Origin of the sequence: uncultured Psychroserpens sp. (genome assembly GCF_947492715.1) — a bacterium.
GTDB lineage: Bacteria > Bacteroidota > Bacteroidia > Flavobacteriales > Flavobacteriaceae > Psychroserpens.
The window spans coordinates 220,472-234,927 of sequence record NZ_CANLNS010000006.1; the positions used below are offsets into that span (position 1 = coordinate 220,472).

Genomic DNA, 14,456 nt, shown 5'->3' on the forward strand with positions numbered 1-14,456 from the left:
ACAAAAAGCCTTAAATACATCAATATTTAAGGCTTTTTTATTTTATCATTTTTAATCAATAACGAATTCTAGTGGTTGACCAGTAGCGGCATTTGGAAAGCTAATTCCCAAAAGAGCTGATAGCGTAGGCGCAATATCTGGAATTATTGTTTTCTGGTAAGTACTTCCTTGCTTAATTCCTTTTCCGAAGAACAACAAAGGCACATGCGTATCATAATTTAATCCGCTTCCATGAGTAGACCCTGTTCTGCTGTATGAAATAAAGGCTACATCATTAACAACAATAACATCGCCAGAGCGCTTTTGATTATATCCATTTTGTAACAAAGATTCAATCCCTTCTGTAAAATTAGCAGCATTCATTGTTGTTGCCGAATATGCTTTAGCTACATTATCGTATGTTATTTGTTCATTAACAATAGCCTGTTGTACATCGCTCAAATCTAAACCTAGTTCCATTATTTTAGCTCTATTGAGAAAAATTTGATTGTTACTAATATTCTCTAAAATATCTGCAGTCCCATAAGTCGCTTTTAAAAAGGCTTGGAATTTTTCTTTTCTGTCACTATTGCTAACGTAACCAGCAGGAATATTAACCGAACTTAAATATGAAGGTACGTTTACAGCTCCATGATCAGCAGTTAAAAAAACGGTATACTCCCCAGCACCAACTTGTGTGTCTAAATAATTAAATAATCGTTCTAAATCCTTATCTAATCTAATATAGGTATCCTCTACCTCTTTAGAATTTACACCAAAGTTATGACCAACATAATCGGTACTTGAAAAACTTAGTGCTAATACATCTGTAAATTGATCTTTACCTAACCCCTCTCCTTCAATAGCTGCTATGGCGAAGTCTGTTGTTAGACTATTTCCGTAGGGGGTTTCTTTTAAAATATCGAAGCCACTATTATCCATTTTTAATGCAGCCAAATCATATGGAAACACGGCTTTATCTTTTCCTTTAAATCCTCTTTCGAAGGTGTTTTCATCGCTTCCGCTTTCAACATATGTCGATATATCATATAAAGTATTCCATTCTTTAAAATAAGATTCGGCTTTATTAGATGTATTAAAATCTGTTACCCATTGCGGCAAAGCATTCATATAAAATGTACTCGTAATCCAAGCACCTTCATCTTTTCCGTGAAACCAATATGCGGCATTAGCAGTATGACCTGCTGGTAAAATTGCACCTCTATCTTTTAACGATACACCTATGGTCTTTCCTCTCATCTGACTAAATAATCTATTTTCGTCTGCAAATGTTGTCGTTTGCATTCTATGAGGAGACATTTTACCTGCATTATTTGTTGTTCCCACTGGTGCCACATTATCATCTCCTGCACAATAAACAGATGTCTTTAATTCTTTGTCATACCAATAGTTGCTAATAACACCATGGTACTTAGGGGTTGTTCCTGTATGGACTGAAGCATGACCTGGCCCTGTATATGTTGGTATATAATTAAAATGATTATTCTTGCAGTTAAATCCTTCATTAATCATACGTTTAAATCCGCCCTGTCCAAACTTATCATAAAATCGTGTTAGATAGTCATATCTCATTTGATCAACGACAATACCTACAACCAATTTAGGTCTACTATTATTGTCAATAACATCTTGGGTTTCGTTACTACCATTAGAATCTTCCTTCGGCATTTGAGCTGCACAGGACATCATAAAAAGTAATCCGAAAAACAAAAGAAAAATGCGTTTTATCATGGTCATAGAGTTTTGAACTTCAAAAATACAGATTTTAGTTTATCATCTTTTAAACTTAAGGTTAAATAAGTCTATGTAATTTTTTACTTTAGCGGTAACAAATTTCACTATGCAATACCTTCACAATATTGGCGCTTATTTTTTAATGATTGCCGAAATGTTTCGCAAACCCACAAAATGGTCGGTTATGCGTACACTTATCTTAAAAGATATTGATGATTTAATCATTGGGTCTTTAGGAATTGTGGCTTTTATTTCGTTTTTCGTAGGAGGCGTAGTTACGATTCAAACAGCTTTAAATATTAGTAACCCTTTAATTCCGAAGTATTTGGTTGGATTTGCCACAAGACAATCGGTAATTCTAGAGTTTGCTCCCACATTCATTTCTATAATTATGGCTGGTAAAGTAGGCTCTTTTATTACATCAAGCATTGGTACAATGCGGGTTACAGAACAAATTGATGCCTTGGAGGTTATGGGAATTAATTCTTTAAATTATTTAGTATTTCCAAAGTTTATCGCTTTAATGTTATATCCTTTTGTCATTTCTATTGCAATGTTTTTAGGTGTTTTAGGAGGACTGGTAGCTGCGGTTTATGGCGGATTTGGAACATTAGAAGATTTCGTTTTAGGAGTTCAAACAGACTTTATTCCATTTCATATTATCTACGCTTTTATTAAAACATTTGTATTTGCTTTCATTTTAGCAACAATTCCATCATTTTATGGCTATTATATGAAAGGTGGTGCTTTAGAAGTTGGTAAGGCTAGTACAACTTCATTTGTATGGACTAGTGTTGTTATTATTCTGTTGAATTATGTACTAACCCAATTACTCTTAAGCTGATGATAGAAGTTAAAAACATACAGAAATCGTTTGGTGATGCTCATATATTAAAAGGTATTTCAGCAACTTTTGAAAAAGGAAAGACAAGTTTAGTCATTGGACAAAGTGGATCTGGTAAAACCGTATTTTTAAAATGCTTATTAGGTTTATTCTCTCCGGAACAAGGAAGCATAGCCTATGACGAAAAAATATATTCGGAACTTTCTGATGATGAAAAACGAAATTTAAGAGCAAAAATGGGTATGGTGTTTCAAGGTAGTGCACTTTTTGATTCCATGACCATTCAAGAAAATGTTATGTTTCCTCTACGTATGTTTACTAAACAAAGTAAAAGTGAAATGGAGGATCGAGCAGATTTTGTATTAAAACGCGTGAATCTAGAAGGTGCACACCACAAAATGCCAAGCGAGGCCTCTGGAGGTATGCAAAAACGTGTTGCTATTGCAAGAGCAATTGTTAATAATCCAAAATATCTATTTTGTGACGAACCTAACTCTGGTCTTGATCCAAAAACTGCTATCGTTATCGATAATCTTATTCAGGAAATTACAGATGAGTATAATATTACAACCGTTATTAACTCACATGATATGAACTCTGTTATGGAAATTGGAGAAAAAATAGTGTTCTTAAAAGACGGACTTAAAGCATGGGAAGGCTCAAAAGAGACTATTTTTAAGACCGACAATGAGGTTGTGACAGATTTTGTATACTCGTCCAATTTATTTAAAAAAGTACGTCGTATGTACTTAGACGAAAACGATTAGGTTAGTTTCTTTTAATCACAACAGTATCCGTTTTCAGTTCTTTTTGCAACCACTCCTGTAGCGCTTTTTCCTGAACCAGTACTAAACTATCATTTAGAGAAACCTTCCATCTCACATTGGCCATTGTTACTGTATCAATATTGATAAAATCTTTAGACTCTAACATCTTAGAATATCCAAAATACTCCAAATCATTAAATCGAACCTTAGCATCTCTTGATAAATCGGTAAATGATACTGACGTCTGAGAGTTGCTTGACTCCACTTGCCTATTTAAGTTAGTAATACTCTCTTCCAAATTTTTGATTTTTTCATTAAGACCATCGATAATGATTTTCTTCTCATCAAGCTCATCAATAGCCCTATCATAAGCATCAACGATTTTATCAAAACTTCTGTTCTTATTTCCTTCAATGTTTAATTTAAAGTCCTTTATCTTATCATAGTTTTTTATTTTATTTTCTAAATTTCTAACCATTTGATCAGAAACTTCTCCATTAAAATAAAGTGTAATTTCTTTATCCTTCCAAACAGGCATATCATCTTGATTTTGTAACCAAAGTTCATTGTTGGAAGTCACTTCTTCTTTTAAAAATTTCTTATAATCACTTTCTAATCCGCTTTGTTTTATAAAATTTACAAAGGTCCAAATAGCTGGGGCCATAACTAGTAAAGCAACCAAAGAGGCTAATTGGGCAATACGTTTACGTTTTTTTGAATTGGCATATTTGAGCATCGGAAAACGCAAAATTTTCAACACTAAAAACGTTGCTAATGCGATAAAGATGGTGTTAATTGTAAATAAATACATCGCCCCAACGAAAAAGTCCCAGTTATGTGCTAAACCATAACCTGCCGTACATAATGGCGGCATTAAGGCTGTGGCAATTGCAACACCAAAAATCACAGAGGCAATCGTTCCTTTTTTGGTTCGTGCAATTATTAAAGCCGCTCCACCAAAAAAGGCTATAAGTACATCTCTCACATCTGGTTTTGTTCGACCAAAAATCTCATTTGTTTCAATTTCAGCAGTGGGGAAAAATTTAAAAAACAAATAGGCCGTTAATAAACTCAGTACGATCATCGTTGCCAAATTTATAAGCGACTTTTTTAAGGTATCAATATCATTTACTGCAATAGAAAAACCTATTCCTAAAATAGGTCCCATAAGCGGAGAAATTAACATGGCTCCAATCACTACAGCTGTAGAATCTGCATTCAATCCAACCGAAGCCACCATAATCGAACATACTAAAATCCATGCTGTAGCTCCCTTAAAAGGAATATCATTCTTTATCGCTTCAATTGTAGCATCACGATCTGTATCATCTCTAAAATCCAGTAACTCATTTAAAAATCGCTTAGTGCTTTGCCATAGTCCTTCGGCATCTTTTATAACGGCTTCTTTAGACTCTTCTACGGCCTGTTCTTTATTGGCTTTTGAATCTTCCTCAGAAAAATTAAATTTATTTTCGTCACTCATAATTATCCGTAATGTTCTCCAAATTTATCCTTAACTTTTTGGAGTACTTTTTTAATATCTTGTTCTTTAGTCTTAGGAAAGATAAGCAAAACTTCATCTTTATCTACAATAATATAATCTTTCAATCCGTCTACTACAACCACTTTGTCGGTTTTAGTGCGTATCATATTTCCCGAAGCATCCTCTGTTAATGTTTGGGCATTAACCACGGCATTTTCATTTTCATCTTTATCTAATTTATCGTATAGACTACCCCAAGTACCTAGATCGTTCCAATCAAAAGTTGCTGGTATAACAAATACGTTTTTTGAATGCTCCATAATGGCATAATCTACCGAAATATTTTCGGCCTTACCATAATTATCTCGTACGAAATCATCTTCAAAATCGGTATTATAAACATCATAGCCCGATTCAAATAACGCGTAAAGTGTTGGCTGATTATTTTTAAACGCTTCAACAACACTTTTTACGCTCCACATAAAAATTCCTGCATTCCAAAGAAAATTTCCTTGAGCAATGAACGCTTTTGCCGTTTCATAATTTGGCTTCTCTCTAAATTGATTAACGGTCTTGATATTTGTAACGTTAGATTTATCAAACTCGATATAACCATAACCTGTATTTGGAAATGTTGGCTCAATACCTAAAGTCATCAAAGCATTGTTTTGAGAACAAAAATCAAACGCCTCCTTTACATTCTCAGTAAATGCCTGTTCATCCTCAATCCAATGGTCGCTTGGTGCCACAATCATTACGGCATCTTCGTTTTCTTTTTGAATCTTCAATGCTGCATATAAAATACAAGGTGCTGTGTTTCGCATTGCTGGTTCTAAAACCACTTGGCGCTTCGTTACTTCAGGAAGCTGTTCAAGTACCAAATCATTGTAACGTTCGTTAGTAAGAATGAATATATTCTCCTTCGGAATTAACTTCGACAGCCTATTAAACGTTTTTTGAATTAAGGTATCTCCCGTTCCTAACATATCATGAAATTGCTTTGGAAAACCTTGTGTACTCACTGGCCAAAATCTCGAACCTACTCCTCCAGCCATTAAAATGGCATAATAATTTTTATTCATTTACTTCTTTTAATAATTCTACCTCAGCATTAGGGTTGAACAAATACGTACGTCCTGTGTTTAACTCAACACTTTCAAACCGCTTAACCCGTTTATGTCCCATTTTAAACACTCTGCCATTATATAACTTAAAAGTGCTTCCAAAAGGTACTTCAAAAATATAAGTTTTATCGTTAGGTTCATCAAATTGTTTTAAAGCTAAGGCCAATTTTACATCTGTATCGCTACTTGCTTTTGGGTTTTTAAAGTGATTTGCTAGCAAAGGTAACAGGTCTAGCGGAAAAACCTCAGGGTTTAAAAATGGTAACATTAAATGCTGAAATGTTCGTTTCCATTCTATTCCATGCGGTTTTATAGACTTTCCGTAAGTTTTATATGCTTCAAAATGAGCAATCTCATGAATTAAAGTAATTAAAAACCGATAACAATTTAAGTTAGAATTTACAGAAATTTGATGCTTTCCGTTAGGTAACCGTTGATAGTCACCATGCTTTGTTTTCCGTTCTGATTTAACTTTAACAGTTAAATTATCATGATCTAAAAGGGTAATGATTTTAGGGATAGCTTGCTCCGGAATATACGTTTTAAGTGTATGCTGCATAACCAAATTAACGCTTAATAATCAACATTTTAGACTCATCATTAATATTTAGAAAATATAAGCCCGCAGATGTTCCTTTAGGAATCGTAAGTTTTGTAACACTACCAAACTCGTTAAATTCTGTTTTAAGAATATTAACTTGTCTTCCTCTTATGTCGAATATAGTTATCACATCCTCAACCGCAGTGTTGGTTATAAAAATCTCACCATTTGTTACTGGGTTAGGATATATAATTTGCTCGGTAGGTTCAATTACTACGTCTTCTCCACTAAAATAAGGTACGGCGAAAGCAAAAGCATCATTGCCAACTTTCTCTCCAATTAATCGTCCAGGGATGTCATCGGCTGGAGGGTGAATACCTCCCCAAATTCTTGACAAACTCGTTTGGTCCGACGCATCTCTATAAGTGGCCCATTGTAATTTTATATCAACAGAAGGCCCTTGTTCAAATACTAAAAAATCATTTTGCCTCGCTACAAATTCTCCAAGTCCTCCTGGAAAAAATGGACTTCCAGTTACCTTCGTTAGTACTTCAGAAGCTGCTCTAGAATACGTAGAATGACCAGATACATAACCTGCAAAAGGAGGTGTTACAAAAGTAGGACGCTGATAAGGCCACCAATTTTCGGCAAGAATCCAATCAACTCCTGCTATATCTGTCGTTTCGTCATCAATAAAATCTGGTCCTTTCCAAGTAAATAACTTTATCTTACCAACATGCTCGTTATCTTCTCCTCTCAAAGGATCTGATGGTCCGACCACCTCAATATAGCCTTCCATCAATGGCAATCCAGCAACATTATAATTATCCTGAGTCTCGTCCGAGCTTTGACCAAGCAACGCCATATTTCGTATTGCTGAAATCGGCCTAACATAATCATACCATCCTTTTATACTCCAAGCTGAAATAGCAGAATCATGCATAGCTCCTCCCAATATAAAATAGGTTTTTACATCCCATTCTAAATCGGAAAGCACATCCCCTTCCCCTTCAAATTTTTTCTCAAGAAGTGGATGTTCGCTCACATAATTTAAAATAGTAAACCAATGTCCTGGCGGTGTCTCAGAATCTGGTCCGTCTGCCCAAAATTCTGCTAATACTCTTGCGTAATCACCTCTTGGAACCAATTGTGGGTCATAAGGCTCTCCAGTTACCGGATTTATATTATGGCCTGTACCTATATCACCACCTTCTAGAATATTGTAAAAGTTGGGATAATTAGCATAGTTTGTTGGAAACGTTGAAATATCAGTGTTTCCAATAGCACCAGGAGAAATATCCCAAAGAACGCCATCTCCTGGATCAAGGTGAGCCCCCCAAATAGATACCATAGAAAACCCAAGTTTATAAGCATCACTAGATGCGTCGTTTGTTGTTAGATTAAGATATGGCGGATCACTAGGATCATTATAAACACGATAAGAATCACCCTCGCGCTGAAAAATTGTACTATCATCTTGAGGCATGGCAAAAGGGTGTACATTTCCCCATTCCGGGCTTAAAAATTCGACGGTTGAACCCTCTATTAAATTTCCACTCTGATCTATAAACGTATTCAAACTTAAAGGCTGCCAACGATTTGGATCAAACATGAACTCTGTTGTTGGAACATTTGGCGCCAAAGGCTGGTTAACTGAAAAATAGTACTGATTATTAAAAAAATTCAACTCTTGAGAGCCATCTCCATTTCCGTAGTTAATTATCACTTCGGCCACATAATTTCCTAAAGCCGCAGCATTTCCAAACTCATAAAGCGTAGACACTGCAAAGGTCGTTTCATATCCCAACTGTTCCATAACCAAATCAAACAATTCCTGTAGTCGTGACGAATTTGGTGCATTTTGAAACCTATAACTCAATAAACGATACATGGCATAACTTATGGCCTTTTTACGGGATTCTTCAATAGATTCTAACGGAATAAAATCTAGCAATTCTGTCGTAAAGTTATTTACAGTATTTCCTATAAGATATGGTCGCGCTTCATCATCATAAATTGCCCATATATCATACATGGCAACGCTAGAGTGAAACAAATTACGCGCATGAATAGTTGGTCTTGCAAAGTCATTCCTAATTGCTTCTAGTAAAACTTCATTCCATAGTCTAGCAATAGAAACATCCTCAGGAAGATCATTTGCATTTAGCGTAACTTCTAAATGTTGTTCTTCACTAAAACAATTACCATCATTCTCTCTAACACTTAAACTTCCTGTTTCATTTAGATTCCATTTTACAATTACTGTGTCAGTATTCTGTCCATCTAATAGCTCTCCTCCAATAACTGTCCAACTAGCCGTAGAATTAGGTTCTATAGGATATGTATAAATCTCCTCTGCTAAAAAACCAGCGGTTGTATTTCCTGAAATTGCGTTTGGACTCAAATAAGTACAAGTACCATCATCTAATGTAGCTTCTGGATTATATGTACAGGAAAATGGATCTGTACACCCATAAATTTTCTGACTTGGAGCAATATCTAGAACCTCTAAACCTTCACCTTCTATGACTCTAACTGTAGTATCTACATCCAAGTCTTGAAAAACCTCTATCAGGCCAGATGGCCATTTAATTTCCAATTCTACGATTTGAGTCTCTTCTGCTAAGCCAAAATGAACTGCTTGTAAACTTTGAGATAAAAACCCAACACCTGTATAATATCTGCTATAAATACCAGAGTTTGTGGTAAGTTTTAGAATTGTACCAATGGCATCACGGTTGGATACTGTCCCTTGCAACATGACCTTAAACCAATGTAAGGAACTTTCTTCATCAAAGCTAAGAAGTTTGTTTTCGTATAAAATAGATTGCTGATCGGCATTAGTAACATAAATATCTAAATCACCATCATTATCATAATCAAAATCGATGGCTTCCACGCTAACTGTGGCGGCATTAAAATTGACGTTATCTGAAGCGTCTTCAAAACCAGACATTCCTTCTGAAGCCAAATTTGTATAATAGACATTAGCTTCTGTGGTTCGTTCTTCAAATTCGTAACCATTAACAATAATTAAATCTTCATCACCATCTAAATCAAAATCTGCAAATCTTGTTCCCCAAGCCCATCCTGTTCCTGTAATATTATTAATAGCTGTAACATCTGTAAAATTATTAGCTCCGTCATTTTGCAACAAACTATTCTCATCTATTCCTGTAATAAACACATCAAAAGCACCATCGAGATTAAAATCTCCAAAAGCAACTCCCATGTCATCAATAGTATTATCAAGTCCGTAACTTTGAGCATCTTCAACGAATGTCGTTCCATTTTGATTCATAAATAAGCTATTAGGCTCGTTAAAATCATTAGAAACATACAAATCCATCCAGCCATCTTTATCAATATCAAAAGGGACAGCTGTATAACTTGCGTAAACGCCATTATCTTCCATATTAGTCTCAACCGTAACATTGGTAAATGTACCGTTGCCGTTATTACGGTATAATGAATTGGTTCCACAGGCATCCCAGTCGTTCACATAAATATCTAAAAATCCGTCATTATCATAATCAAACCAGGTTGCACCTGTATGTCTACATTCACTAACAGCATCCAACCCCGCACCTTCAGTTACCTCGGTGAAATCGCCTTCCTGATTAATAAGAAGTTGTAATCGTTCAGAATGCGTAAGTAGTAAATCTGGATAACCATCATTATTATAATCTCCCCAAGATGCCCCATGCTTAAACCCTTTCAAACCAAAAAACGGTTCAATATCTTCATCTAAAGATAATAGATTGCTTAAACCAGCCTGACCAGTAACATCTGTAAAAGTACCATCGTTATTATTTCTAAATAATTTAGAAATAGTCGTTTCATCTCCCAATATATCTTTGGTAAGGGTCACAACATAGATATCAAGGTCGAGATCATTATCATAATCGGCTACAGCAACGCCATTATTATTAGCCAAGCTGCCTAATCCCGAAATAACTTGTGCCTGCTCAAACTGTTGAGCATTGAGCAATGCAGTACATACTAAAATAAAAAAAGCAAAGCTCCTTTTAAGAAAGAAAAAAGGTATTGTTTTATTCACGAGTTGGATTTTTTATAAATATAAGGATTCAAAAAAATATACGAAGAACTACGTATTGATTTTATATATAAAACAACCGATTGCGTTTAAATCCTGACTGGTTTAACGTTTTCAACTAAAATTGTACCCTCAACTAAAAATTTCCAACAGAGCTGGTTCTAGATGATGGTAAGTGAATAAGAAACCTGCATTTTCAATTTTAGAAGCACTAACGCGCTGACTTTCAAATAAGAGTATATGCATATCACCTAAGGCTAATTTCATCGCAAACTTTGGAATATTTGGTAGCACCAAAGGTTTGTGCAATATTTTTGCGACCGCCTTGGTTAATTCTGTGTTTGATACTGGGTTTGGGGCAACGGCGTTATAAATACCTTCTAAGTTATTGGTAACGGCGAAAACAAATAATTGAGCGAGATCTTCAATATGAATCCACGATTGCCACTGGTCGCCACTACCAAAAGCTGCTCCAGCACCAAAACGTATTGGTTTTGCAATTTCGGGCAAAGCTCCACCTTTTTTAGAAAGAACTAAACCAATTCTAATCTTAGCCACACTAATTCCTAGGGCAGAAAACTCATCTAAAGATGTTTCCCATTTTTGAACTACTTCTCCTAAAAACGATTTGGATAGATCTGATTCATCTTCTTCGTAATAATTGGTTATGGAATCAGGATATATTCCAATTGCACTAGCTGAGACAATGTGTTTAACAGGAAGCTGATGTTCTATAATGGTCTGCTTTAGTAATCTAGCCGCCATGATCCTACTGGAAATAATTTCAGCCTTATAGCTATCTGTCCATCGTTTTGATATGGCTGCTCCAGCTAAATTAATTATGACATCAATCCCATCAAAACAACGTTCATCAATTTCATTTTTAACAGGATTCCAATAGAATCCTTTATAGTTTTCTTGTGTGCTAAGTTTAGTTTTGGAGGTTGTTAAATAATGAACGACAAGATTTTGGTCGTGGCAAACTTTAACAATTTCCCTACCAATTAAACCTGTTGCTCCTGTAATTAAGACCTTTCTCATAGCTAAGCAAATTTACAGAAATCCAGAACCATGCCCAGCTATTTTAGTAAGGGTTTAACGTTTCACTGCTCTGAGCATATGTCGCTTACCAGGTGGTCCTTGAAGTTTTTCTACCTCAAATCCCAATGACTCCATTGTTCGTCTTACATGACCAATAGCTGCATATGTAGTTAGTACGCCATTAGGTTTTAAAGCGCGATACATAAGTTTAAAAATGGACTCTGTCCAAAGTTCTGGTTGCACACGGGCTCCAAAGGCATCGAAATAAATCACATCAAATGCGTTTTCTTCTGAAATATCTTTAAAGAACATTTGCTGTTTTGTCAAAGTAAATACTTCCGAAATTCTATGGGGAGATTCCCATGAACAGTTATGTAAGATTTCAAAGTTATGCTTATCGGTTTGTAATTCTGAAGCATAATTAAGTTGTTTCAATTCATCCAACGTCACTGGATAGGCTTCAATACCAACATAATTAATACTTTGTTTTAATTCATTCGCCTTAAGCAATGTTAACAGTGCATTTAAACCAGTACCAAAACCAATTTCTAATACTGAAATATTGGTTTTAGGAAATGATTTATTTTTAGAATATAAAAAAAGCAAACCATGTTTAATATACACATGATTTGCTTCCTGTATCGCACCATGAACAGAATGGTACTGCTCATTCCAATCTTCTATTTGAATGGTTTTCGAGCCATCTGCGGTGGTAATTATTTTACGTTGCAAACTACTTAGTTTTCAATAAAACACCGTCTGCTAAAAATGAATACGTTTTTTTTGGTTCGGTAATTTTTGCTATCTCTTCTGGGGTAGCACCTCCATCCTCAGCATAATGACGTTGTTCATCAACAGGAACTTCATTTACAAAGGCTTTTCCATTAATAACCACTTCTTTACCTGAAATATCCTTAGGCATAAAAAAGCCATAGTCCTTAAACTTAACCATAACTTGTTCTCCATTAGGTAAATCTAATTTCATCCAACACCCTTTTGCCTGACAAACCTCATCCACCTTAGCAATCATCTTTGCATCAATCGAGTCACCTACAGTCATATTTTCATAATGTACCGCCATACGTTTTGCTGGAAGAGCATCTGACGCTGTAATTTCTTTGCCAAAAGAAGTATAGGCAATATCTTGAAGCTCTGCTTTTTCTTCTACATGAGTCACATTCTCAGCTTGTTTAGCCTCTTCTTTACAAGACACAAGAACTAAAACCACTAATACTATTGAAAAAATATGTTTCATTTTTATTGTATTTACTTAAAATTTATAAGCACCAAAGTTACGCTTTTTTTGTGAAAATATTATGTTTTATAACCCATCAAAAATGACTATTTTTGCAAAACACAAAACAACCAAAAATGTCAAATATATATACTAGTAATTTACACGTAGAAAAAGCAATTTCTTCAAAGCTTAAAGATGTTAATTTTGAAAATTTAGCCTTTGGAAAGACCTTCACAGATCATATGTTTATGTGTGATTTCATTGATGGAGAGTGGCAACAACCAAAGATAGTTCCTTATGGTCCAATGCCTATGGAACCTTCTGCTCGTGTATTTCATTATGGACAGGCTGTTTTTGAAGGTATGAAGGCATATAAAGATGATAATGGTGATGTCTTTTTATTTAGACCTGAAGAAAATTTTGAACGTATCAACAAGTCTTGTTCTCGTTTGGCAATGCCGGAATTCCCTAGAGAGTTTTTCTTTGAAGGACTAGAAACACTTATCAGTTTAGATAAAGATTGGATTCAGACAGGCGTTGGTAACTCATTATATATTAGACCTTTTGCCATTGCCATAGAACCTGTTATTGCGGCAGCACCTTCTCAAAGTTATCGTTTTATGGTTATCTGCTCACCTGTTTCTCCTTATTACAAAGGGAAAGTTAGAGTTTTAATAGCAGAACATTTCAGTAGATCTGCAGATGGTGGTGTTGGTTATGCTAAAGCAGCCGGAAATTATGCCGCACAGTTTTACCCAACAAAATTAGCACAAGACAAGGGTTATCAGCAAGTTATATGGACAGACTCTAATACGCATACATTATTAGAAGAGGCTGGTACAATGAATGTATTCTTTAGAATTAATGATACGCTTATCACAGCACCTACAAGTGACCGTATCCTAGATGGTGTCACAAGAAAAAGTGTCATTCAGTTGGCTAAGGATAGTGGCATTGATGTTGAAGTACGACCAATTAAGGTGCATGAAATTGTTGAGGCTTCTGAAAATGGCTCATTAAAAGAAATTTTTGGTGCTGGAACTGCTGCAGTTATAAGTGAAATTTCTGCATTTGAATTCCGAGAAAAAGTTCATGAAATTGAAGATTTGGGTGATCAGGGTTTTGCAGCTAAACTTAAAAAGCAAATGTTACATATCCAGCATAATCTGTCTGAGGACAAACATAACTGGAGATATCAAATAAAATAAAAAAAAAGAGCCTAACGGCTCTTTTTTTTATGCTTCTAAAATTTCTTTTATATGAGGTTTAAAATAGTTTGGTCCCTTTAACACTTTTCCGTCGTCTCTATAAATAGGCTCTCCATCTTCGCCGAGCTTACTCATGTTACTACGTTGGATTTCGTTAAACACTTCTTCAATTTTATATTGGAGCCCGTGTTCTATAATTGTACCACAAAGAATATACAACATATCCCCAAGCGCATCAGCCACTTCAACCAAATCATTAGCATCAGCCGCTTCTAGGTATTCTTCATTTTCTTCACGCATTAATTTATAGCGTAACTTATTCTTATCGGCACCTAAATTTGCTTTTGGTGTTTCTCTATGACCTATTTTAAATGCGGTATGAAATGCTTTAACAGCTTCTATTTTATCTTTCATTTTAAT

At 35.1% G+C, this 14,456-nt stretch carries 12 protein-coding genes; 3 read left to right on the forward strand and 9 right to left on the reverse strand.

The genetic code is table 11. The features are described from left to right. Positions 1-51 precede the first annotated feature (51 nt). Positions 52-1,731 carry an alkaline phosphatase PafA gene (pafA, locus tag Q0787_RS15315; RefSeq protein ID WP_298903709.1) on the reverse strand — a complete coding sequence of 560 codons (1,680 nt, stop codon included), beginning with the start codon at positions 1,729-1,731 and terminating at the stop codon, positions 52-54. Positions 1,732-1,840: 109 nt separating this feature from the next. On the opposite strand from pafA, the gene Q0787_RS15320 reads away from it, so the two are divergent. Then, positions 1,841-2,578, forward strand: coding sequence for an ABC transporter permease (locus tag Q0787_RS15320; RefSeq protein WP_298903710.1), 738 nt, complete (start codon positions 1,841-1,843; stop codon positions 2,576-2,578). Further along, positions 2,578-3,345, forward strand: a complete 768-nt coding sequence (locus Q0787_RS15325; RefSeq protein WP_298903711.1) for an ABC transporter ATP-binding protein — start codon at positions 2,578-2,580, stop codon at positions 3,343-3,345. Before Q0787_RS15320 ends, Q0787_RS15325 begins: the two co-directional genes overlap by 1 nt. 1 nt (position 3,346) lies before the next feature. On the opposite strand, the gene Q0787_RS15330 is transcribed toward Q0787_RS15325, so the two are convergent. The 7 genes from Q0787_RS15330 to Q0787_RS15360 form a co-directional block, all read right to left on the reverse strand. Beyond that, positions 3,347-4,828 (reverse strand): DUF389 domain-containing protein, encoded by a 1,482-nt coding sequence (locus tag Q0787_RS15330; RefSeq protein ID WP_298903712.1) that lies wholly within the window; start codon positions 4,826-4,828, stop codon positions 3,347-3,349. Positions 4,829-4,830: 2 nt separating this feature from the next. Continuing rightward, on the reverse strand, positions 4,831-5,910 hold the full coding sequence (locus tag Q0787_RS15335; RefSeq protein ID WP_298903713.1) for a mannose-1-phosphate guanylyltransferase: 1,080 nt from the start codon (positions 5,908-5,910) through the stop codon (positions 4,831-4,833). Beyond that, positions 5,903-6,511, reverse strand: a complete 609-nt coding sequence (locus tag Q0787_RS15340; protein ID WP_298903714.1) for a SprT-like domain-containing protein — start codon at positions 6,509-6,511, stop codon at positions 5,903-5,905. Before Q0787_RS15340 ends, Q0787_RS15335 begins: the two co-directional genes overlap by 8 nt. Before the next feature lie 7 nt (positions 6,512-6,518). Then, positions 6,519-10,553 carry an FG-GAP-like repeat-containing protein gene (locus tag Q0787_RS15345; protein WP_298903715.1) on the reverse strand — a complete coding sequence of 1,345 codons (4,035 nt, stop codon included), beginning with the start codon at positions 10,551-10,553 and terminating at the stop codon, positions 6,519-6,521. A 129-nt stretch (positions 10,554-10,682) separates the two neighbouring features. Then, positions 10,683-11,591 (reverse strand): TIGR01777 family oxidoreductase, encoded by a 909-nt coding sequence (locus Q0787_RS15350; protein WP_298903716.1) that lies wholly within the window; start codon positions 11,589-11,591, stop codon positions 10,683-10,685. A gap of 54 nt (positions 11,592-11,645) precedes the next feature. Then, positions 11,646-12,323 (reverse strand): tRNA (5-methylaminomethyl-2-thiouridine)(34)-methyltransferase MnmD, encoded by a 678-nt coding sequence (gene mnmD, locus Q0787_RS15355; RefSeq protein ID WP_298903717.1) that lies wholly within the window; start codon positions 12,321-12,323, stop codon positions 11,646-11,648. A 1-nt stretch (position 12,324) separates the two neighbouring features. Continuing rightward, entirely contained in the window at positions 12,325-12,846 is a 522-nt protein-coding gene (locus tag Q0787_RS15360) for a DUF4920 domain-containing protein (protein WP_298903718.1), read from the reverse strand. 116 nt (positions 12,847-12,962) lie between these two features. Here Q0787_RS15360 and Q0787_RS15365 point away from each other — a divergent pair, with 116 nt between their 5' ends. Continuing rightward, a complete protein-coding gene (locus Q0787_RS15365; protein ID WP_298903719.1) occupies positions 12,963-14,036 on the forward strand; it encodes a branched-chain amino acid aminotransferase in 1,074 nt (357 codons plus the stop codon). A 27-nt stretch (positions 14,037-14,063) separates the two neighbouring features. On the opposite strand, the gene Q0787_RS15370 is transcribed toward Q0787_RS15365, so the two are convergent. Then, on the reverse strand, positions 14,064-14,450 hold the full coding sequence (locus Q0787_RS15370) for a nucleoside triphosphate pyrophosphohydrolase family protein (RefSeq protein ID WP_298903720.1): 387 nt from the start codon (positions 14,448-14,450) through the stop codon (positions 14,064-14,066). Between the last annotated feature and the right edge of the window lie 6 nt (positions 14,451-14,456).